Annotated in this window: 22 protein-coding genes; 7 read left to right on the top strand and 15 right to left on the bottom strand. The window is 58.8% G+C overall.

Going from position 1 to position 21,698, the window contains the following annotated elements:
• Nucleotides 1–53 precede the first annotated feature (53 nt).
• The 4 genes from AAFM15_RS00700 (at nucleotide 54) to dapD (ending at nucleotide 3,482) form a co-directional block, all read left to right on the top strand.
• The gene (locus tag AAFM15_RS00700) at nucleotides 54–1,034 is read left to right on the top strand and encodes a LysR family transcriptional regulator (RefSeq protein WP_341684774.1); all 981 of its coding nucleotides are present in this window, start codon (nucleotides 54–56) and stop codon (nucleotides 1,032–1,034) included.
• A gap of 49 nt (nucleotides 1,035–1,083) precedes the next feature.
• Nucleotides 1,084–1,506, top strand: a complete 423-nt coding sequence (locus AAFM15_RS00695; RefSeq protein ID WP_341684773.1) for a universal stress protein — start codon at nucleotides 1,084–1,086, stop codon at nucleotides 1,504–1,506.
• Between the two features lie 45 nt (nucleotides 1,507–1,551).
• The gene (locus AAFM15_RS00690; protein ID WP_371833060.1) at nucleotides 1,552–2,442 is read left to right on the top strand and encodes a DMT family transporter; all 891 of its coding nucleotides are present in this window, start codon (nucleotides 1,552–1,554) and stop codon (nucleotides 2,440–2,442) included.
• Between the two features lie 62 nt (nucleotides 2,443–2,504).
• The gene (gene dapD / locus AAFM15_RS00685; protein ID WP_341684771.1) at nucleotides 2,505–3,482 is read left to right on the top strand and encodes a 2,3,4,5-tetrahydropyridine-2,6-dicarboxylate N-succinyltransferase; all 978 of its coding nucleotides are present in this window, start codon (nucleotides 2,505–2,507) and stop codon (nucleotides 3,480–3,482) included.
• An 80-nt stretch (nucleotides 3,483–3,562) separates the two neighbouring features.
• On the opposite strand, the gene AAFM15_RS00680 is transcribed toward dapD, so the two are convergent.
• From AAFM15_RS00680 to AAFM15_RS00670, 3 genes are all read right to left on the bottom strand, one after another.
• A complete protein-coding gene (locus AAFM15_RS00680) occupies nucleotides 3,563–4,024 on the bottom strand; it encodes a polymer-forming cytoskeletal protein (RefSeq protein WP_341684770.1) in 462 nt (153 codons plus the stop codon).
• 26 nt (nucleotides 4,025–4,050) lie between these two features.
• The gene (locus tag AAFM15_RS00675; RefSeq protein ID WP_341684769.1) at nucleotides 4,051–4,923 is read right to left on the bottom strand and encodes a M23 family metallopeptidase; all 873 of its coding nucleotides are present in this window, start codon (nucleotides 4,921–4,923) and stop codon (nucleotides 4,051–4,053) included.
• 131 nt (nucleotides 4,924–5,054) lie between these two features.
• Nucleotides 5,055–5,615: a cob(I)yrinic acid a,c-diamide adenosyltransferase gene (locus tag AAFM15_RS00670; protein WP_341684824.1), complete on the bottom strand. Its 561-nt coding sequence runs from the start codon at nucleotides 5,613–5,615 to the stop codon at nucleotides 5,055–5,057.
• Nucleotides 5,616–5,679: 64 nt separating this feature from the next.
• Between AAFM15_RS00670 and AAFM15_RS00665 the strand changes: the two genes are divergently transcribed.
• The gene (locus tag AAFM15_RS00665) at nucleotides 5,680–7,107 is read left to right on the top strand and encodes an FAD-linked oxidase C-terminal domain-containing protein (RefSeq protein WP_341684768.1); all 1,428 of its coding nucleotides are present in this window, start codon (nucleotides 5,680–5,682) and stop codon (nucleotides 7,105–7,107) included.
• Here AAFM15_RS00665 and AAFM15_RS00660 read toward each other — a convergent pair.
• The 5 genes from AAFM15_RS00660 to mnmG form a co-directional block, all read right to left on the bottom strand.
• The gene (locus AAFM15_RS00660; protein WP_341684767.1) at nucleotides 7,104–8,024 is read right to left on the bottom strand and encodes a ParB/RepB/Spo0J family partition protein; all 921 of its coding nucleotides are present in this window, start codon (nucleotides 8,022–8,024) and stop codon (nucleotides 7,104–7,106) included. The genes AAFM15_RS00665 and AAFM15_RS00660 overlap by 4 nt on opposite strands.
• A gap of 2 nt (nucleotides 8,025–8,026) precedes the next feature.
• Nucleotides 8,027–8,563 carry an alpha/beta hydrolase gene (locus AAFM15_RS00655; protein WP_341684766.1) on the bottom strand — a complete coding sequence of 179 codons (537 nt, stop codon included), beginning with the start codon at nucleotides 8,561–8,563 and terminating at the stop codon, nucleotides 8,027–8,029.
• 2 nt (nucleotides 8,564–8,565) lie between these two features.
• Nucleotides 8,566–9,336: a ParA family protein gene (locus AAFM15_RS00650; RefSeq protein WP_341684765.1), complete on the bottom strand. Its 771-nt coding sequence runs from the start codon at nucleotides 9,334–9,336 to the stop codon at nucleotides 8,566–8,568.
• A 78-nt stretch (nucleotides 9,337–9,414) separates the two neighbouring features.
• Nucleotides 9,415–10,068: a 16S rRNA (guanine(527)-N(7))-methyltransferase RsmG gene (gene rsmG, locus AAFM15_RS00645; RefSeq protein WP_341684764.1), complete on the bottom strand. Its 654-nt coding sequence runs from the start codon at nucleotides 10,066–10,068 to the stop codon at nucleotides 9,415–9,417.
• A complete protein-coding gene (gene mnmG, locus AAFM15_RS00640) occupies nucleotides 10,065–12,035 on the bottom strand; it encodes a tRNA uridine-5-carboxymethylaminomethyl(34) synthesis enzyme MnmG (protein WP_341684763.1) in 1,971 nt (656 codons plus the stop codon). The genes rsmG and mnmG overlap by 4 nt, the downstream gene beginning before the upstream one ends.
• A gap of 221 nt (nucleotides 12,036–12,256) precedes the next feature.
• Between mnmG and AAFM15_RS00635 the strand changes: the two genes are divergently transcribed.
• Nucleotides 12,257–13,540, top strand: a complete 1,284-nt coding sequence (locus AAFM15_RS00635; RefSeq protein ID WP_341684762.1) for a Glu/Leu/Phe/Val dehydrogenase — start codon at nucleotides 12,257–12,259, stop codon at nucleotides 13,538–13,540.
• A 15-nt stretch (nucleotides 13,541–13,555) separates the two neighbouring features.
• Here AAFM15_RS00635 and AAFM15_RS00630 read toward each other — a convergent pair whose 3' ends face one another.
• Nucleotides 13,556–14,023, bottom strand: coding sequence for an Lrp/AsnC family transcriptional regulator (locus AAFM15_RS00630; RefSeq protein WP_341684761.1), 468 nt, complete (start codon nucleotides 14,021–14,023; stop codon nucleotides 13,556–13,558).
• A 113-nt stretch (nucleotides 14,024–14,136) separates the two neighbouring features.
• Between AAFM15_RS00630 and AAFM15_RS00625 the strand changes: the two genes are divergently transcribed.
• Nucleotides 14,137–17,664 (top strand): indolepyruvate ferredoxin oxidoreductase family protein, encoded by a 3,528-nt coding sequence (locus AAFM15_RS00625; protein ID WP_341684760.1) that lies wholly within the window; start codon nucleotides 14,137–14,139, stop codon nucleotides 17,662–17,664.
• Nucleotides 17,665–17,737: 73 nt separating this feature from the next.
• On the opposite strand, the gene minE is transcribed toward AAFM15_RS00625, so the two are convergent.
• The 6 genes from minE to AAFM15_RS00595 form a co-directional block, all read right to left on the bottom strand.
• The gene (gene minE / locus AAFM15_RS00620) at nucleotides 17,738–17,998 is read right to left on the bottom strand and encodes a cell division topological specificity factor MinE (protein ID WP_341684759.1); all 261 of its coding nucleotides are present in this window, start codon (nucleotides 17,996–17,998) and stop codon (nucleotides 17,738–17,740) included.
• Between the two features lie 2 nt (nucleotides 17,999–18,000).
• A complete protein-coding gene (gene minD / locus AAFM15_RS00615; protein ID WP_341684758.1) occupies nucleotides 18,001–18,816 on the bottom strand; it encodes a septum site-determining protein MinD in 816 nt (271 codons plus the stop codon).
• Between the two features lie 38 nt (nucleotides 18,817–18,854).
• On the bottom strand, nucleotides 18,855–19,613 hold the full coding sequence (gene minC / locus AAFM15_RS00610) for a septum site-determining protein MinC (RefSeq protein WP_341684757.1): 759 nt from the start codon (nucleotides 19,611–19,613) through the stop codon (nucleotides 18,855–18,857).
• 274 nt (nucleotides 19,614–19,887) lie between these two features.
• Nucleotides 19,888–20,091 (bottom strand): DUF2788 domain-containing protein, encoded by a 204-nt coding sequence (locus AAFM15_RS00605; RefSeq protein WP_341684756.1) that lies wholly within the window; start codon nucleotides 20,089–20,091, stop codon nucleotides 19,888–19,890.
• On the bottom strand, nucleotides 20,088–20,825 hold the full coding sequence (locus tag AAFM15_RS00600) for a DUF2189 domain-containing protein (protein WP_341684755.1): 738 nt from the start codon (nucleotides 20,823–20,825) through the stop codon (nucleotides 20,088–20,090). The genes AAFM15_RS00605 and AAFM15_RS00600 overlap by 4 nt, the downstream gene beginning before the upstream one ends.
• Nucleotides 20,826–21,022: 197 nt before the next feature.
• Nucleotides 21,023–21,442: a Spy/CpxP family protein refolding chaperone gene (locus AAFM15_RS00595; protein WP_341684754.1), complete on the bottom strand. Its 420-nt coding sequence runs from the start codon at nucleotides 21,440–21,442 to the stop codon at nucleotides 21,023–21,025.
• Nucleotides 21,443–21,698: the final 256 nt, after the last annotated feature.

Raw genomic sequence — 21,698 nt, 5'->3', positions numbered from 1 at the left:
TTTTCTAATGCGCTTCCACTTTATATTGATGATGTTTATCATTCACTGTAGTGATGAATAAAGCCACCGCCACCAACTTTCGTACGCTGGACCTGAACCTGCTACGGGTCTTTGACGAAGTCATGGCCGAACGCAGCCTGACCCGCGCCGCCCATAAGCTCGCGCTGACCCAGCCTGCCGTCAGCAACGCGATGCGGCGCTTGCGTGAGGCCCTAGGTGACGAGCTGGTGCAACGACAGGGCCACGGCGTTGAGCCCACCCCTCGCGCCCTACAGCTGTGGCCAGGCGTTCGTGAGGCGCTGAGACAAATGCAGGCGACACTGATTCCACAGCCTTTCAGCCCCGCCAGCGCCAGCTCGACTTTCGTGTTGGCCATGGCCGATGCCACGGCTGCGGAGTTGATGGGCGGCATGGCCAAGCTTCTGCAGGAACATGCCCCCGGCGTGTCGCTGCGGGTGCTGCCCCTGACCACGCGCGATCCGCGTCGCATGCTCGACCAAGGCGAAGCCGATCTGGCCTTGGGCTACTTTCCCGCGGTGCTCACCGACCTGACCGCTCGCGAACAGGCCGGCGAGGTGGTTGCGTTTGCCCACCAGCGCATGTATGCCGGTGAATACGTTTGCGTAATGCGCAAGGATCACCCTCTGGCCCATGCCCCAATGACCTTGGACACCTACTGCCAGGCACAGCACTTGCTGGTCAGTTTCTCCGGCCGCCCTTACGGCTTTGTGGACGAGGCCCTGGCTTCGCACGGACGACAACGCCGCATCGTGATGACCGTCAACCAGTTCTTCACCGCCGGCCGAGTGGTGACCAACTCTGACTTGCTGACCGTGCTGCCACGGCACTTTGTACCCACCACCGGTATGGCCAACGAGCTGCTGCTCAAGGACTTGCCGCTGGACGTGCCCCCCGTCCATGTTGAGGCGGTGTGGCATGTGCGCCACCATCACGACCAAGGGCATGTCTGGTTGAGAGAACAACTTCTGAAGCTTTCTCAACGCGTGTTTGACACGCCGCGCCAAAGCTTTTGACGCTTCAGTTAAAGTAGGGCTTGTGACCCACAGAAACTCTGGAGCAATCATGAAAATCTTGTTGGCCGTTGACGGTAGCGCCTACACCAAACATATGCTGGCTTATCTGGCCACCCACGAAGCCCTGTACGGTCCACAAAACCAGTTCACACTGCTGACCGTGCAAGCGCCTTTGCCTAGCCGTGCGCGTGCAGCCTTGGGCAAAGATGTGGTCGATACCTTCATGCGCGAAGAGGCCGAGAAAGTCCTTGCACCCATCAGCAAGTTCCTGCTGCGCCATGGCATCAGTGCCAAGAGCCTGGTCAAGCCCGGCATGGCGGGCGAGGTGATTGCAAAGACAGCCGAGAGTGGCAAATTCGATCTGGTCATCATGGGTTCGCACGGCCACTCGGCCATCGGCAACCTGGTCATGGGATCGGTGGCCACCCAAGTGCTGGCGCACTGCAAAGTACCGGTGCTGCTGGTTCGCTGATCACCCCTTTGTGGGTCATGGCGTATTGACGTGAGCTCCACCCGTCTGCCTGCACGGCTGAATCACCTGGACAGCACCGCCATCATTTTGCTGGTGAGCTGTTGCATGTTTTGGGGCCTTCAACAGATTCTGGTGAAGGCCGTCATGGCAGAAGTTCCACCGTTGATGCAAGCCAGTGTGCGCTGCATCGGGGCCTGTGTCCTGCTGCTCTTGTGGTGCCGCGCGCGTGGTATTCGACTGTTCGAGCGTGACGGTAGCCTGTGGCCAGGTCTGTTGGCGGGCAGTCTGTTTGCGGCCGAGTTTGCCTGCATTTATCTGGGCCTCCTGTTCACCACGGCGTCGCGCCTGACCGTGTTCCTCTACACCTCCCCTTTCTGGGTGGCTGCACTCGTGCCGTTGTTCGTCAAATCGGAACGGCTGCGCCCGATGCAATGGCTGGGGCTGGCATGCGCCTTCGTCGCCGTAGCTTTTGCCATGCGCGAAGGTCTGGGCGCAAGCAGTGGCAGCGCCACAGGTGACCTGCTGGGTCTGGCTGCAGGCGCGCTGTGGGGCCTGACCACGGTGTCCATCCGCGCCACGGGCCTCACACGCATCTCGCCCGAAAAGCTGCTCTTCTACCAAATCGGGACCACTGCAGTGGTTGTGCCGTGGATCTCGCTCGCTTTGGGCGAGACCTGGTCGTTCGACTGGAGTGCACTGGCCTGGGGGTCGGTGCTGGCACAAACCGTGATCGGCGCCTTCGCCAGCTACCTCGCGTGGATGTGGATGCTGGGTCGCTACCCGGCCACCAAGATTTCGGTTTTCGTCTTCCTCACGCCGCTGTTCGCACTGCTCTTTGGCACCTTGCTGCTGCATGAAGCCGTCACCACCACACTGCTGTCTGCGCTCGGCCTGGTGACTGTTGGCATTGTGCTGGTCAACCGCCGACCAACTTGAGCACGTCTGGCCGGGCTCCCCGATAATCAGGGGTTTTTAGAATCCTCAGCGGAGAACAATACATGAGCACCTTCGTCACCACCGGCGCCAGCGCCATTGGTCTGGCCACCCTGGCCGCAGATGGCACCGTACTGGATACCTGGTACCCGGCCCCCGAATTGAGCGACAACGTTGCTGCCAGCGGCAGCACCCGTCTGACAGCCGCAGAAGCTGAAGCCACCTTGGAGGGTGAAGCTGCCCAGGCGCTGCTGGCATGCGCGGTGCGCAACACGACAGTGGTGGCTGTTCGCACCGACATCCAATCGCTGGCTGATGCGCCAGCAGACGCACACGACGCCTACCTGCGCCTGCACCTGCTCAGCCACCGCCTGGTCCAGCCGCACGGCGCCAACGTGACCGGCATCTTCGGCCTGCTGGCCAATGTGGCCTGGACCAACTTCGGACCCTGTGCCGTGGCCGATGTACCAGCCGCCCGCCTGCGCGCACGCGCTACAGGTCGCGTGCTCGAAGTCAAGGGCGTGGACAAGTTCCCGCAGATGACCGACTACGTGATCCCCAGCGGCGTGCGCATTGCCAACGCCGACCGTGTGCGCCTGGGCGCGCACCTGGCCAGTGGCACCACCGTCATGCACGAAGGCTTTTGCAACTTCAACGCCGGCACCCTGGGCGCCAGCATGGTCGAAGGCCGCATCAGCGCGGGCGTGGTGGTCGATGACGCCAGCGACATCGGCGGCGGCGCCTCCATCATGGGCACGCTCTCGGGCGGCGGCAAGGAAGTCATCAAGGTGGGCAAGCGCTGCCTGCTGGGGGCGAACGCCGGCATCGGCATCTCGCTGGGCGACGACTGCGTGGTCGAGGCCGGCTGCTACATCACCGGCGGCAGCCGCGTGCAACTGCCCGATGGCAGCACCGTCAAAGCCAAGGAACTGTCCGGCAAAAACGGCATCCTGTTCCGCCGCGATTCGCAAAGCGGCGCGCTACACGCCATCCCGCGCAACAAGAGCTGGGGCGAGTTGAACGCCGAGCTGCACAAGAATTGAGTTTTTGATTCCCTGGTAAGCACACCATGAAAAAAGGCGCTGCACACTGTGTAGCGCCTTTTTTGCGTCTCTGCTTTGTCTTACTCAGTGCCGTTGGCAGCTGGTTTCTGGGCTTTTTGAATCACCGCGTCGACATGGGGCAGCGGGTCGTTGGCCACAGCGTCATCTTCCAGTTTGAGCAATAAACCCAGCAAGCAAGCACCATGCTCCACAGCAATGGAGCCATAGCGGATATCACCCTCAATCCGGCATTGCGATTGCATCTCCACGCGCTCACTGGCATGAATATCGCCCTGAACTGTCCCGGCCACAATCACCCGGTGCGCGTGGATATTGCCTTTGACGCGGCCCTGTGGGCCAATCACCACGCTGACCTGCTGCTTACCTGCCGCGCGTACATCGCCCTCAACCACACCATCTATACGCAGGCTTTGTTCCGGCATCAGGACACCCTGAATCTTGCACCCAAGACCAATCAGTGTGTCAAATTTCTCGGCGCTCAGCACCAGCGGTGCATTCTTGTTTTTCTTGCTTGAGAACATGTTGTCTCCTCAGTGTGCGATGGGATTCAGCGATTCCAGGCCATCAATGGGGTTTGAGGATTGATGGCCTGACCACGGTAACGAATTTCGTAGTGCAAATGTGCACCCGTTGAGCGCCCGGTGTTACCCAGCTCGCCCACCGGGTCGCCACGCTGCACTTGCGCACCCTCGCGAACCAGCAGTTTGCGCATGTGGGCATAACGGGATACATAGCCTTTGCCATGGTCAAGCTCGACCATCTGCCCATAGGCTCCTGCATACCCGGCACGCACAACCCGACCCGACGCGGTGGCCAAAACAGGCGTTCCCGGGTCTGCAGTGAAGTCCAAGCCCTCATGCAAGGCCCCCATGCCAGTGAAGGGATCTTGCCGCGCACCAAACTCGCTGCTGATGTCATATCCCGACGCCAGCGGGAACGACAAGGGCATGGCCTGCAGCTGCGCTTGCTCCTTTTGCCACTGACGGTTCAGGCGGCGGACCCAGGCGGTGTGGGTATTGATTTCGTGCTCAGTGGCTGCCCACGGGTCATCTTGCAAGCCCACGCCCATCAGCAACTTGAAAGGCCCCCCCTGAAACCTCAGGCTCCCTTTGCCCGTCGGTGCCTCTTCGGTGGACACGCGCGCACCCAACAGACGCAACATGTCGCTTTTCTGTTGCTCCAGCAATTGCACCTGCGCCACCATCTGGGCCAGGCGGCTGTTGATGTCATGCAACTGCTCTTGTTGTTGCGCCTGCAGCTGCACCTGTTCCTGGCCGCCATACCAACGCCAAAGCACGTTGCCCAGCGTCCCGGCCATGGGCAGCATGATGGCCAGCGACAAGGCGCCGAGCACATGCGCGCGCCGCAAGGTCCAGGACCGCATCCTGCCCGATGGACCCGCTATCCAGATCAATTGCATGATTTCCTCCCATAGCCCAAGGTCTATCGCCTTTTCGAGCCAACTCCACCGACAAAAATCGGCCCCGCGGGCCGACCGATGTACGCCATCTTAATCAATTCGTCAGTGCAAATGTGAGCTCCTGATGGACATCAAGCGTTGCGCTGCATGCGCTCGCTCTTCCAGTACACATCATCTCCCCCGTTCATGCGGTTGAGGACGCGAGCGAGTACAAACATCAAATCCGACAAACGGTTCAGGTATTGGCGCGGGGTCTCGTTCAAAGCCTCCTCCTGACCCAGGGCCACCACATGTCGCTCGGCCCGACGCGCCACGGTGCGGCAGACATGGGCCAGTGCGGCTGCACGGGTGCCTGCAGGAAGAATAAATTCCTCCAGGCGGGGCAAGGTCTCGTTGTGGTCGGCCAGCGCCTGATCGAGCACCAGTAAAGCCTCTGCTTTGAGCAATTCGAAGCCAGGGATGGACAACTCACCACCCAGATTGAACAGCTGATGCTGGACCTCCACCAGCAAATCGCGCACGCCCACGGGCATGTCTTCGCAAAGCAAAACACCAATGTGCGAGTTGAGCTCATCGACCTCGCCCATGGCGTGCACGCGCAGGCTGTTTTTGGAGACCCGCTGGTTGTTGCCCAAACCCGTGGTGCCGTTGTCGCCGGTGCGTGTCGCGATGGCCGTCAGTCGATTACCCATGTTGTCCCTAGCTTGTCTGTTCAACTTCCGATTTTGCGCCAAAATCTCCTCACAGGAGAATCGCATGAACGCACCCACCGCCGCACACCATCTTCAGATTGCCCCGCGGATGAGCCCCCCGGAGTTGATCGCCGCGCTTCAAGCGCGCTTTGGTACGCAGTGCTCGTTGGCGCAGGCTGTACGCGACCAGCACGGACGCGATGAGTCCGTGTTCGTCTCCGTCCCCCCGCCTGCGGCTGTGGTATTTGCCGAGTCCACCCAAGATGTGGCCGATGCGGTGGCTTTGGCCAGCCAATACGACACCCCTGTGATCGCTTTTGGCGTGGGCTCGTCCTTGGAAGGGCATTTGCTGGCGGTGCAAGGCGGCATCAGCATTGACGTTTCTCGCATGAACAAGGTGCTTGCGGTCAACGCCGAAGACCTCACGGTCACCGTGCAACCAGGCGTGACGCGCAAACAGTTGAACGAAGAAATCAAGTCCACCGGCCTGTTCTTCCCGATCGACCCCGGCGCCGATGCCAGCATTGGCGGCATGTGCGCCACACGGGCCAGCGGCACCAACGCCGTGCGCTACGGCACCATGCGCGAAAACGTACTGGCGCTGGAAGTCGTCACCGCACAAGGCGGCACCACTCGCACCGGCACCCGCGCCAAGAAGTCGAGTGCCGGTTACGACCTGACCCGCCTGATGGTGGGTAGCGAAGGCACGCTGGGCATCATGACCGAAATCACCTTGCGCATTTACCCGCTACCCGAAGCAATTTCGGCGGCCGTTTGCTCCTTCCCCAGCATTGCCGATGCAGTACACACCGTCATCGAAACCATTCAGCTGGGGGTCCCGATTGCACGCGTGGAATTGATCGACGCCAACACGGTGCGAATGGTCAACCAGTACGCCAAACTGGGCTTGCGGGAAGAGGCCTTGCTGCTCATGGAGTTTCATGGCTCCCCCGCCAGCGTCAAGGAGCAAGCCGAGACCGTGCAGGAGCTGGCCAGCAGCCACGGTGGTCAATCCTTTGAGTGGGCCACCACGCCAGAGGAGCGCACCAGATTGTGGACTGCGCGTCACAACGCCTACTTTGCAGCCATTCAGAGCAAGCCGGGCTGCCGCGCCATCTCCACCGATACTTGCGTGCCCATCAGCCGCCTGGCGGATGCCTTGCTGGACTCGATCGAAGAGGCTGACGCCTCCGGTATTCCCTACTTCCTGGTCGGGCACGTGGGCGATGGCAACTTCCACTTTGGGTACCTGATCGACCCCGACAACGCTCAAGAGTTTGAGACCGCCGAAACCTTGAACCGCAAGCTGGTACAGCGTGCCCTGAGCCTGGGCGGAACCTGCACCGGCGAGCACGGCGTGGGCCTGCACAAAATGGGCTTTTTGCGTGACGAAGCTGGCGAAGGGGCCATCGACATGATGCGCGCCATCAAGCGTGCACTCGACCCCAAGAACATCATGAACCCGGGGAAGATTTTTCCTTTTGAGGTTTAGCCGCGCAGCTTCTCGATCAGGCCATTGAGTTCGTCCAAGGAACCGAACGCGATGGTCAGCTCGCCCATCTCCTCGATCTTGCCCAAGCGCTTGACGCGCTTTTTGACCTTGACCTCCACCTCGGCCATCAGGAGGTCAGACAGCTCTTCTTCCACACGGCGCACATCACGTGACTTTTCCTTTTTGGGTTTTTGCGTGACCAACTGAAACTCTGCGCCAAGCTTCTTGGCCAGGCTTTCAGCCTCGCGCACCGACATCTTGCGGGAGCTGATCTGGTTGGCTGCCGTGATCTGGGTGGCCCTGTCCAGCCCCAACAACGCACGGGCGTGGCCCATGTCGATGTCTCCAGCCATCAGCATGGTCTGCACCGGCTCGGCCAGATTGAGCAGGCGCAGCAGGTTGCTGGCTGCGCTGCGCGAACGGCCGACGGCTTGGGCGGCAGCTTCGTGAGTGAGTCCAAACTCTCTCACCAGGCGTTGCAGACCTTGAGCCTCTTCCAACGGGTTCAGGTCTTCACGCTGGATATTTTCGATCAGTGCCATGGCTGCAGCGGCCTCGTTGGGCACATCGCGCACCAACACGGGCACCCGGTCCAAGCCGGCCAGACGAGAGGCACGGAAGCGGCGCTCCCCGGCAATGATTTCGTACTTGCCGGCGTTGTCGCCCTCGGTCAGCTTGCGCACCAGAATCGGCTGCATGATGCCTTGGGCCTTGATGGACTCGGCCAGCTCGTACAAAGCGCCTTCGTCCATGCGGGTACGTGGCTGGTACATGCCCGGGACCAGGTCATCCAGGGACAGGGTAGATGGCGTTTCTGTGGCGGTCGCACTGGCATCGGTCACCGTTACGTCCTGCACTTTCGGACCCAACAGGGCTTCAAGACCGCGACCCAGACCTTTGGGTTTTTTGGTAACCATTTTTATTCCTTCATCATTGTTTGCAGCAGGGCGTGTCCTGCAGGCCAATCGCCCAAGCCCGACTCGGCGTTGATATGTCCGCACGCGCCCAGATTGACCCATTGTGCGCCCCAGTCCTGAGCCAAACCCTGTGCCCGTTCAAGAGAGCAGTAGGGATCGTTCTCGCTGCCCACCAGAACAGCCTTGAAGGGCAGGCGTTGGCGCTCTATCGGTGTCCAGCTGTGCAGCACCGACATCAACTGTGGCTGCTCGACATCGCCCGGTGCCACCAGCAAAGCGCCTTGCACCTTGCCTACATGCCTCGACACGCGCGCCCACGCCGCCACCTGAATACAGCCCAGACTGTGCGCTGCCAGAACAACGGGCGCCGGACTGTCGCCCACCACCTCGTCCAGACGCGTCAACCAGTCACCTCGAAGTGGTCGCATCCAGTCACTTTGCTCGACCAGGGCATAACCATGCGCCGCCACCCATCGCATTTGCCAATGCTCTGGGCCGCTGCCTTGCCAGCCGGGAAGGATCAGAACCTGGGGGGACATCGTCACAGAGTCGGTGCGCGTTGCACCAGTTCTTTGGCGAACTCTACAAAGGCGATGCTGCCTTTGGCTGAGGGGTCAAAAACCACGCCGGGCAAGCCATAGCTGGGCGCCTCGGCCAGGCGAACATTGCGCGGAATCACGGTGTTGAACACCTTGTCTCCGAAATGGCCCTTGAGTTGCTCACTGACCTGTTGCTGCAAGGTGATACGCGGGTCAAACATGACACGCAACAAGCCAATGATCTTGAGGTCACGGTTGAGGTTGGCATGCACCTGTTTGATGGTGTTAACCAAGTCGGTCAAGCCTTCGAGTGCAAAGTATTCGCACTGCATGGGGACAATCACGCCATGTGCGGCGCACAGGCCATTGAGCGTCAACATCGACAGGGATGGTGGGCAATCGATCAGCACAAAATCGTAATCTGCATCGACCACCGCCAGGGCGTTTTTCAGGCGCTGGTCCCGTCGCTCCAACTCCACCAACTCAACCTCAGCCCCCGCCAGTTCGCGGTTGGCGCCCAGAACGTCATACCCACACTTTTCGGTACGGATGCCCGCCTCCGCCACACTGGCAGACCCCAGCAGGACGTCGTAGACGCTGAGCTCGAGTTCGCGCTTGTCAATGCCCGAGCCCATGGTGGCATTGCCCTGCGGATCCAGGTCCACCAGCAACACGCGCTGACCGACTTTGGCCAGACCTGCAGCCAGGTTGACAGTGGTGGTGGTCTTGCCGACGCCACCTTTTTGGTTGGCAATGCAAAAAATTTTGGCCATGGTGCACTCAGATACGCAATGCCTGAAGTGTACCTGCCCAGCGCCGCGTCATTGGCGCTTAACGCTGGGGCGTGTCGTTCAGTGTGGCGCGGGTGCTGTCGGGCGCATCCAGACCATGCAGCGTTCGACATCCAATCCTGGAACATGCAAAGGTTCCACGTGAAACACCTGCACACCTTGGGGCAAAGCATCGATTTCTTCTTGAGGGTGTTTGCCCTTCATGGCCATCCAGACGCCATTCGGAGCCAACGCACCACGAGACCAATTCACGAAGTCTGGCAAAGCAGCAAAGGCCCGGCAGCAAATCACATCGAAGGGGCCACTCAGGCTCTCGACCCGCGCATGCACACCGCGCAGATTGGGCAGCTTCAGACTGGCCGCCACCTGCTGGATAAAGGCCGCCTTCTTGCCTACCGCGTCCACACAGCTGATATCCAGCTCTGGGCGGCAAATGGCCAGCACGATACCGGGCAATCCGCCGCCGGAACCCACGTCCAGCACCTTGGCTGCAGCGCCGCCAGTGTGTCGAAGCAAGGGGGCTACAGCCGTCAGGCTGTCGAGCACATGGTGCGTCAGCATTTCCTGCGGGTCGCGGACGGCCGTCAGGTTGTAAACCTTGTTCCATTTCCGGATCAATGCCAGGTAGCCCTGGAGTTGTTCGAACTGGACATCGCTCAGGCTCAATCCAAGCTCTGTCGCGCCCAATTTCAAGGCGGCCAGCACATCACTCATACCGATTGGCTTTCTTCGGTTGGCGAACGGAAACCCTTGAAGCCGCCCTTTTTCAGATGGATGAGCAGCAAGGAGATGCTCGCCGGGGTGATGCCCGAAATGCGTGAGGCCTGGCCCAACGTTTCAGGACGATGCTTGGCCAACTTCTGGCGCGCCTCGATCGACAGGGCCGAGACCTGCATATAGTCCAGGTCAGCAGGCAACTTGAGGCCTTCGTAATACGCCGCCCGACCCACCTCTTCTTTTTGGCGATCGATGTAGCCCGAGTACTTGGCAGCAATTTCCACCTGCTCCACCACGGCCTCCGTCAAGTCCCCCAGCGTTTCACGTGAAACATCAAGGCTGGCATGACGCGCATCATTCATCCCCATCAAGTCGAGGTAACTCACGCCAGGACGGCGCAACAGGTCAAACAAGTTGTATTCGTGATCGATGGCTTTTCCCAACACCCGCACAGACTCTTCGGCAGGCAGGTTGCGCGGGTTCACCCAGGTGGATTTCAGTCGCTCTGTTTCACGTGAAACGGCGTCGCGCTTGCGGCAGAAAGCATCCCAGCGAGCATCGTCAACCAGGCCCATCTGGCGCCCGACTTCCGTCAAGCGCATGTCGGCGTTGTCCTCGCGCAGCTGCAGGCGGAACTCGGCGCGACTGGTGAACATGCGGTAGGGTTCCGTCACACCCTTGGTGATCAGGTCATCCACCAGCACGCCCAGGTAGGCCTGGTCGCGGCTGGGTGTCCAGGCAGCTTCGCCACGGCACTGCAAGGCGGCATTGATGCCGGCGAACAAGCCCTGGGCCGCTGCCTCTTCGTAACCGGTTGTACCGTTGATCTGGCCCGCAAAAAACAGGCCATTGATCTGCCTGGTTTCAAAGCTGCTTTTGAGTTCGCGCGGATCAAAGTAATCGTATTCAATCGCGTAGCCCGGTCGGAGAATGTGTGCATTCTCCAAGCCTTTCATGGAGCGGACCAAGTCATACTGAATATCGAACGGCAAGCTGGTCGAAATACCGTTGGGGTAATACTCGTGCGTCGTCAGGCCTTCGGGCTCCAGAAATATCTGGTGGCTGTCCTTGTCGGCAAAACGGTTGATCTTGTCTTCCACGCTCGGGCAGTAACGCGGGCCCACGCCCTCGATCTTGCCGGTGAACATAGGGCTGCGGTCAAAGCCGGAGCGGATGATCTCGTGCGTGCGCTCGTTGGTGTGGGTGATCCAGCAGGGCATCTGCTGCGAGTGCATGCTGGCCTTGCCCATGAAGCTGAACACCGGCACCCCATCCTGCTCGTTCATGCCCCCCGGCATGCCATCGCCAGGCTGTTCAATGCATTGACTGAAGTCGATGGTGCGGCCATCGATGCGTGGCGGCGTCCCGGTTTTGAGACGCCCTTGCGGCAGTTTCAACTCCTTCAGTCGAGCCGACAGACTGACGGCGGGCGGGTCACCGGCGCGGCCACCGGAGTAATTGTTCAAGCCCACATGGATCTTGCCGTCCAGGAAAGTCCCTGCGGTCAACACGACGGCGCGCGAACGAAAGCGAATACCCACTTGCGTTACAGCGCCCACCACACGGTCACCTTCAACCATGAGGTCATCCACCGCCTGTTGAAACAACCACAGGTTAGGCTGGTTTTCCAGCATGCGACGGATGGCCGCTTTGTAAAGAATGCGATCAGCCTGAGCGCGCGTTGCACGCACGGCAGGACCCTTGGAGCTGTTCAGGATACGGAACTGAATGCCCCCCTCATCAGTGGCCAAAGCCATGGCCCCACCCAACGCATCGACCTCTTTGACCAAGTGGCCCTTGCCAATACCGCCGATCGACGGATTGCAGCTCATCTGGCCCAAGGTCTCGATGTTGTGCGACAGCAGCAAGGTCTTGCTGCCCATGCGCGCAGCGGCCAGGGCGGCTTCTGTACCGGCGTGGCCGCCACCGACCACGATCACATCGAATTCCTGAGGGTAAAGCATGCTGTGCGCGCCCGAATCGGGCCAGAAAAAGAGAACACAAACCTGTGCAGGGCCGCCCACAGCCTTTGGGCGGCAAAGGGTGCCTATTTTAAGGGCAGCCACCCAAATTTGCTTTTGCTGCTCGTTATGCGCGCCGCGCATGACTTTGAAAATGATTGGCCTTGGACAAGGGTTTGCCGTCTGCCTAAGCTGTACTCACCTCTCAAACAAGGACATTGGACATGAACACCTCGCACACCTTGCCCTCGTACCTGGACCCCAACCATCTTGGCCCATGGGGCATTTACCTCCAACAGGTTGACCGCGTCACTCCCTACCTGGGACATCTGGCGCGCTGGGTCGAAACCCTCAAGCGACCCAAACGCGCCATGATTGTGGATGTGCCCATCGAACTGGACAACGGCACTGTGGCGCACTTTGAGGGCTACCGCGTGCAGCACAACCTCAGTCGGGGTCCCGGCAAAGGTGGCGTCCGTTTTCATCAGGATGTCACCCTGTCCGAGGTCATGGCCTTGTCAGCCTGGATGTCGGTCAAGAATGCCGCTGTCAACCTGCCCTACGGCGGTGCCAAAGGGGGCATCCGCGTCGACCCCAAGACCTTGTCCAGAGGGGAGCTGGAGCGCCTGACGCGCCGCTACACCAGCGAAATCGGACTGATCATCGGCCCCTCCAAGGACATTCCGGCGCCGGACATGAACACCAACGAACAAATCATGGCCTGGATGATGGACACCTATTCCATGAACACGGGTGCCACCGCCACGGGCGTTGTCACCGGCAAACCCATTGCGCTGGGCGGCTCGCTGGGCCGGCGCGAAGCCACAGGCCGCGGTGTGTTCACGGTGGCGCAGGAAGCGGCGCAACACATCCAGCTTGAGCTCAAGGGCTGCCGAGTGGCCGTGCAAGGCTTGGGCAATGTGGGGGGCGTTGCTGCACAACTGTTTGCTCAAGCCGGCTGCAAAGTGGTGGCAGTGCAGGACCATGCGGGCACGGTGTACCAGGCTTCTGGCCTGGACATCCATGCCTTGCTTGAGCATGTGGCCAAGCACGGCAGCGTCCTGGGTTTCTCCGGTGCCGAGGCTTTGGCCAGAGCGCAGTTCTGGTCGGTGCCCTGTGACATCCTGGTGCCTGCAGCGCTGGAGCAGCAAATCACTGTCAACAACGCAGCGCAAATTCAGGCACGACTGGTCATTGAAGGCGCCAACGGTCCGACCACGCCTGAGGCCGATGACATTCTTGCCGAGCGCGGCATTTTGGTCGTGCCCGACGTGATTGCCAATGCCGGCGGCGTAACGGTGAGCTACTTTGAATGGGTGCAGGATTTCTCCAGCTTCTTCTGGAGCGAAGACGAAATCAACGCCCGCCTGGTGCGCTTGATGCGCGAAGCCTTTGCAGCCGTCTGGCAAACCGCACAGCAGCACAAGGTCAGTCTGCGCACGGCCACCTTCATCATCGCTTGCACCCGCATGCTACAAGCGAGAGAGTTACGCGGACTCTATCCCTGATCACGCCGTCAGCGTTCAGCGTGGCAGAGGCAAGGCGGCTCCCGCCTTGACCTCGCCCAGCGAAAAACTGGTGTGCAGGTCTTTCACATTGGGCAAGTTGAGCAGCACATCGCGCGCAAAGGCGCTGAAAGACTGCAGATCACGCGCCACCACTTCCAATTCAAACGTCCCTGTTCCGCTGATGTAGTGACACGCAATGACTTCCGGAATCTGTCGAATGGCCGCTTCCATCTCACGCGTCAAATCGCCCCGGTTGCGCTCGGCATCCAGCCTCACAAAAGCCAGTACATCCAGACCCACCTTGTGGCGGTCAATCACGGCCCGGTAGCCCTGGATATAGCCGGCCTGTTCCAAAGCCCGCACACGCCGCCAGCAAGGTGCTGCCGAGAGGCCCACGCGCTGGGCCAGTTCAGCATTGGTTTGACGCCCATCACGCTGCAATTCGTTCAGAATTAGCCAATCAAACTTGTCCAGTGTTTCCATTTTTTTGATTATCCAGCAAGATTCTTTCAATTCCTAGGGCAAACACTGTCTCCGAAAGCAAGCACCTGTCAGCCACCTCAACCTACACTGCCATGAACTGTTGAGAAAACACCATGAACGCGCCCTTGCCCGACCCCATCCGCAAAGCCCTGGAAACCGTCACGCTGGACGACAAATACAGCCTCGATGTGGGCCGGGCCTTCATGAGCGGCATCCAGGCACTGGTCAAGCTGCCCATGCTGCAGCGCCAGCGCGACGCGCTGCAAGGCAAGAACACCGCCGGTTTCATCAGCGGCTACCGGGGCTCGCCGCTGGGCGGCTACGACCAATCGCTGGAAAAGGCACGCAAGTACCTGCAGGCGCAGAACATCGTCTTCCAGCCCGGCGTCAACGAAGAACTCGCGGCCACAGCCTTGTGGGGCACCCAGCAGCTGGGCTTTGCCCCGCCTGGCACCAACCGCTTTGATGGCGTGTTCGGCATCTGGTACGGCAAGGGGCCGGGTGTGGACCGCTGCTCGGACGTCTTCAAGCATGCCAACATGGCGGGCACCACCCCCTGGGGCGGCGTGCTGGCGGTGGCCGGTGACGACCATGTGGCCAAGAGTTCGACGGCCGCACACCAGAGCGACCACATCTTCAAGGCCTGCGGTCTGCCAGTGTTCTTTCCGGCCAGCGTGCAGGACATCCTCGACCTGGGCTTGCACGCACTGGCCATGAGCCGCTTTGCGGGCGTGTGGGCGGGCATGAAAACCATTCAGGAAATCGTCGAGTCCAGTGCTACCGCGCACATTGACCCCGAGCGCGTGCAGATCGTGCTGCCCGAATTCGAGATGCCGCCTGGCGGCGTGCACATCCGCTGGCCCGACACCGCACTCGAGCAGGAAGCGCGCCTGTTTGACTACAAGTGGTACGCCGCGCTGGCCTACATCCGCGCCAACAAGCTCAACCACAACGTCATTGAAAGCCCGCAGGACCGCTTTGGCATCATTGCCAGCGGCAAGGCCTACAACGACACCCGCCAGGCCCTGCTGGACCTGGGGCTCGATGACGCCACCTGCCAGCGTCTGGACATCCGCCTGCACAAAGTCAACGTGGTGTGGCCCTTGGAAGCGCAGACTACGCGCGAATTCGCCACCGGGCTGCGCGAGATCCTGGTCGTCGAAGAAAAGCGCCAGGTCATCGAATACCAGCTCAAGGAAGAGCTCTACAACTGGCGCGCCGATGTGCGACCGGACGTGATTGGCAAATTTGACAACGTGGATGGCCATGGCGGCGGTGAATGGTCCATGCCCAACCCCAGCGCCAACACCTTGCTGCGGGCCAACGCCGACCTGAGCCCGGCCATCATCGCCCGCGCCATCGCTAGGCGCCTCAAGAAAATCGGCATCGACTCAGACACCACTGCCCGCATCGACGCGCACCTGGCTGTGCTCGATGCCAAGGAAGCGTCGATGCAAGCGCTCACCTTGGGCTCTGCTGCCGAACGTTTGCCCTGGTTCTGCTCGGGCTGCCCGCACAACACCTCGACTCGCGTACCTGAAGGCTCGCGTGCCATGGCCGGCATCGGCTGCCACTTCATGGCCTTGTGGATGGACCGCAGCACCTTGGGCTTCACCCAGATGGGCGGTGAAGGTGTTCCCTGGGTCGGCCAGCAGCCCTTCAGCCACACCCAGCACATGTTCGCCAACCTGGGCGACGGCACCTACTTCCACAGCGGGATCCTGGCCGTGCGCCAGAGCGTGGCCGCAGGCGTGAACATCACCTACAAGATCCTCTACAACGACGCCGTGGCCATGACCGGCGGCCAGCGTGTGGGCGAGCGGCCTGAGGGGCACAGCGTGGTCCAGATCGCCATGAGCATGCGGGCCGAGGGTGCGCAGCGCATCGACGTGGTGACCGATGAACCCGAAAAATACAAAGGCGTGGCCCTGGCTGAGGGCGTGACGGTACACCACCGCGACGAGCTCGACCGCATCCAGCGCGAGATGCGCGAAATCAAAGGAACCACGGTCATCATCTACGACCAGACCTGCGCCACCGAAAAGCGCCGCCGCCGCAAGCGCGGCACCATGGTCGACCCGGCGGTTCGCGTGATGATCAACGAAGCCGTCTGCGAAGGCTGTGGCGATTGTGGCGTGCAGTCCAACTGCCTGTCGGTGGAGCCGCTGGAAACCGAATTCGGCCGCAAGCGCACCATCAACCAGAGCACCTGCAACAAGGACACCAGCTGCCTCAAGGGCTTTTGCCCGAGCTTCGTCACCGTCGAAGGTGGCCAACTCAAAAAGAAAGCCAAATCGGAAGCCAGCTCCCCTGCCGCTTTGGGCGAACTGCCCGAACCCGCACAGCCCAGCCTCCAGCACCCCTGGGGCATGGTGGTGGCCGGCGTGGGGGGCACCGGCGTGATCACCATCGGCCAGCTGCTGGGCATGGCCGCGCACCTGGAAGGCAAGGGCATCGTCACGCAGGACGCGGCAGGGCTGGCCCAAAAAGGGGGGGCCACCTGGAGCCACGTGATCGTGGCCAACAAGCAGGCCGACATTCGCACCACCCGCGTGGGCATGGCCACCGCCGATCTGATCTTCGGTTGTGACCCGATCGTCACCGCCGGCAAGGAAACCCTGTTGCGCATGCGCGAAGGCCGGACCCATGTGGCCCTCAACAGCCACAGCACACCCACCGCCGCCTTTGTGAAGAACGGCAACTGGCAGAACCCGGCCGAACAATGCGTGGCCGAAATCACACAGCAGGTCGGTGAAGGGTACGTGAGCATATTTGACGCCGACCGCATGGCCAAGCAACTCATGGGCGACACGATTTACGTCAACCCCATCATCTTGGGCTACGCCTGGCAAAAAGGCTGGGTGCCGCTCTCACGTGCATCGCTGATGCGGGCCATCGAACTCAACGAAGTGGCTGTGGCCAACAACAAACTCGCGTTTGACTGGGGCTGCCACGCTGCCGCACACCCGGACAAGGTCATGGCGGTGCTGCAACCGACTCAGGTCATCGAATTCAAGAAGCGCGACAGCCTCGATGACTTGATCGCCAAACGCGTGGCCTGGCTGACGGACTACCAGAATGCCGCCTACGCCCAGCGTTACAGTGACTTTGCAGAGCGGGTCCGCCAAGCCGAAGCCCCATTGGGCAAAACCGTGCTGACCGAGGTTGTGGCCAGGAGCCTGTTCAAGCTCATGGCCTACAAGGACGAGTACGAGGTGGCCCGCCTGCACACGCAGACCGGTTTCGTAGAACGCATTGCCGAGCAGTTCGAAGGCGACTTCAAGATGCACTACCACCTGGCCCCACCCCTGCTGGCCAAGCGCAACGACAAGGGCCAGCTGATCAAGCAGAAATTTGGCCCCGGCATGCAAACTGCCTTCAAGCTGCTGGCCGCCCTCAAGGGCCTGCGCGGAAGTGCGCTGGATGTGTTTGGCTACACCGAAGAGCGACGCACAGAACGTGCGCTGATCGGTGAATACATGGGCATCGTTGAAGGTCTGCTGGCTTCACTGGATGCAGAGAACCACGCCAAGGCCGTCGACACAGCACGTGTACCTGAGACCATCAAGGGCTTTGGCCATGTAAAGGAACGCAACCTGGCCGCTGCCCGTTTGCAGTGGAAGCAATTGTTGGGTCAGTGACCCTTTCGCTTACCTTCAACCCAGTAAAAAGCCCCGCAAGGCTCACACCATGCGGAGCTTTTTCGTTGGTCGATCAACGGTTTTCCGGCAATTCGATCTTCACTTCCAACACTTCCAGATTGTCCTGGCGCTCCAGGTTCACCTTGATGTCATCAGGATTGATCTTGATGTACTTGCTGATCACTGCGACCAATTCGCGCTGCAAATCGGGCAGGTAGTCGGGCTCAGCGGCGTTGCGACCGCTGCGCTCATGGGCCAGGATGATCTGCAGGCGTTCTTTGGAAACACTGGCAGTATTTTTCTTCTCGCCCACAAAAAAGGACAAACACGACATGGTCACTTGCTCCCGAACAGACGCTTGAAAAAGCCAGGCTTTTCAGCATCAACGAAACGCAGAGGTTTGTCTTCACCCAGGAAGCGGTCAATCACATCCTTGTAAGCTTCAGACACATCGCTGCCATTCATGGTGATGGCGGGTGTACCCTGGTTAGAAGCCTGGAGAACATTTTCACTCTCAGGAATCACGCCAATGAGCTTGATGCGCAAAATATCCTGAATATCCTGCAAAGACAGCATCTGACCGTCTTCCACGCGGTTGGGATTGTAGCGAGTGATCAGGAGGTGTTCCTTGATCGGATCCGTACCTTCAATGGCACGCTTGGTCTTGCTGCTGAGCATGCCCAAAATCCGGTCTGAGTCACGCACAGAAGACACTTCGGGGTTGGTCACCACAAGTGCTTCATCGGCAAAGTGCATGGCCATCAAGGCACCCGTTTCAATGCCTGCAGGTGAGTCACAAACAATGTAGTCAAAACCCATGCCTTTGAGGTCGTTGAGAACGCGCTCAACGCCCTCTTGTGTCAGGGCCTCTTTGTCACGCGTTTGAGACGCAGCCAAAACATACAGGTTTTCGTTTTGCTTGTCCTTGATCAGCGCTTGATGCAGGTTGGCTTCACCGTGAATGACGTTCACGAAGTCATACACCACGCGGCGCTCGCAACCCATGATCAGGTCCAGGTTACGCAGACCCACATCGAAATCGATCACGGCTGTTTTGAAACCCTTGAGCGCCAAACCTGTGGCAAAGCTTGCACTGGTCGTGGTTTTGCCCACGCCACCTTTGCCAGAAGTCACAACGACAATTTTGGTCATGCTTTTCTTTCTTTGAGAAAAAATCAAATCAATTCACATCATGCCTTAAGTGGCGTGATCAATAACTTGTCACCATCCGGACCCGAAGACAGAGACACCTGTGCCGGCTTGCCAAACACTTCTTTGGGCAAAGGGTTTTCGCTGGTTCGGTACACACCAGCAATGGAAATCAACTCGGGTTCCATGGCATAGGCGAAGATTCTCGCATCAGTTTTACCTCTTGCACCGGCAATCGCTTTGCCACGCAAAGTCGAGTAAATGTGGATGTCACCATCTGCAATCACTTCAGCGCCTGCATTGACCATGGACAAGACCACCAGATCCTTTCCTTTGGCATAAAACTGCTGTCCTGATCGTAATGTCCTGTCCAGCACGACAGCACCCGAAAATGAAGGTGCGGCGGGCGCTGTTTCGGTAGCCACTGTTTCAGTGGCTTGCAGAAGAGGCGTCTCCATGGAAAGGCGACGGATACGTGCATCGTTGGCATCAACAAGACCTGCATCAAAGGCTGCGGCACGCTGTGCGTCTGATCCGCCTTTGATGGCCAAGGGCATCAGGCCATATTCCCGCAAAATCCGGACAAGGGATGAGAAATCAATGTCTTGCCCGGCATCTGCTTCGCTCAACCATGACAAATCGATCAAAAGAGGATCCTGGTCGAAAAAATCAGGCGAATCTGAGAACTGGGCCCGCAAACCTTGTGCAATCTGCTCGACATTTGCTGTTTTAAGCAGCAAAGCCACTAAAGCCAGATCTGCACTCTTGATTTCGAAACCTGGTGAAGTGGCAAAGGTCATGTCTGGGAGCGATTGGCTATTTGGAACGCCGAAATCTTAACAGCCGAACTAGTTCTATGGTTTTCTTTATTTCTTTATTTCAAAATAGTAGTGGTAGATAAGCATATCCTGCACGGGTGGATAAGTCAGAAAAGTTGTTTTCTTTCATGGTGTTAAGACACTTCTGATGCTGTTGACAGCCATGATTGCGAACTGTCTAGCAAAGTTGAACAACTTGAAATCAAGGAAGGAATCTGTGGATAAGTCTGCAGTTCTTCGAAAGTTACCCACAGACTTATTGAAGCAACCACTGGATGATGCCTTTGGCCACAAAACCTACCATGCCAAAAGCCAAGCCGATAAAGATGATGAAAGTTCCGAACTTTCCGGCCTTCGATTCCCAAGCCAGTTGAAAAATGATGAAAACCATGTAGAGCATGAACGCGCCGACCCCAATGGTCAAGCCAAACCATGCAAATTGCTCTTCCGTGAAGTTCATGGCTGCTCTTGCCCTTGCATACGATCAGGCCAGCCTTCTACATCCACCAGATCCCGATAAGCGTGCCAGCTGGCATGACCCAGCAAGGGCAATATGAAAATCAGCCCAATGAAAATGGACAGTACGCCCACAGTCCACAACCCCATGATCAGGCAAGACCAGATGGCCATGGTGGCAGGATTGCGCAAAACAGCCTTCCAGCTGGTCAAGACAGCTTGAAGTACGCCAATGCGACGATCGAGCAGCAATGGCATTGTCACCACACTGGAAGCGAAAACGGGTGCAGCCATCATGCCCCCGAGACACAACCAGATCTCAAAAACATAATGGTCCCTGTTCAGAACCACATGACGTATGAAATCCATGGGTGCACGAACAGGTTCGGGTGAGAACAAGGTGATCAGTGCTGAAGACGTCAACACCCATCCGGTGGCAGCAGCAGCCAGTAACAGACCAAACCGGATCAGACTCCAGTAGCTGTCTGGCTGATAGCGCAATTGCAACTGCCATTGGGTCCAGATCCGAACGAGCAAACCCATATGGACCGGACGTTTTTTTTCGATCGCGCAGCTCATGGCGTAAAGACTGGTAGCCAGCAAGGGCGCGATGACCAAAAATCCGGAGACTGCGCTGGCAAGAAGCCAGAATTTATCGTGTGCAATCACGGCAATGACATAACCCATCACAGCCACCACAAAGCCGTGAAACAGGCTCAAAGAAGGTGTGTGCTGCATGTCTGCCCAACCTTTTTTCAACCACGTTAAAGGTTGTGTGAACGCAATGTCCCTGACTTCAGGAAGTAAAGCAGGCGAGGCAGGTGATTTGAAAGGCTTCATGGACTGCAAGCTTAGGGCTTTATGTGCCAATGAAATTGACCAATGTCAAATAAGAAAGGGCCTCGTTGAGGCCCTTGGTACCGAAAATGGTCTATTCAGTGCTGATGATTGCTTTTACCCATGTGTTTACCCCCTTTTGCGTGGTGACTCATGAGTGAGGAAGTTTCCTGATCGAAGATTTTTTTCTGTTCAGCTGAGAGGGTTCCATAAAAAGCCAGCGTAGCTTGCTGACGCTTCTCCATCTGGGCGTCATGCTGAGCCTTCATTTTGGACATGGCTTCAAGACGATCGGGTGTACTCATTTTGGCAATTGCCTGGTGGTCTGGCCGCTGCATGGCGGGTGACTGCATGGAGCCTTGAAAAGCAGCCCAGGCCTGGTCTTGTTCTGCACTCAATTTCAAGGATTGCTTGAGTTTGTCCATGCGGTGCTGCTGCTGCTTGTGCCCGCGTTCAGCTTCGTGCTGATGACCATGGCTTTGTCCGTGTTTTTGCATTCCACTGCCTTCGCCAGACATGTGAGAACCCATTTGCGCCTGGACTGCACCTGCAGTCAACAAAACAGCACCGATGGCCAAAGTCACCAGAGATTTTTTGATCATCATTTCACTTCCCTTTCGTGGAAACCGACTCAAAACGTTCGGTATGGAGAGAAGTATCTGCCAGGCGTGTTGCTGCTTCGTGCGTGGATGTATGGCTACGGTAAAGAAAAATAAAACTTTTCAAGCGGCTCAAACCAATCGGCCAGTCTGAAAGTCATGAACAGCCTGTTGC

Source organism: Limnohabitans sp. (assembly GCF_038134685.1).
In the GTDB taxonomy this organism is placed as follows: Bacteria; Pseudomonadota; Gammaproteobacteria; order Burkholderiales; family Burkholderiaceae_C; genus Limnohabitans_A.
This window is presented reverse-complemented; position numbering and strand designations above follow the sequence as displayed.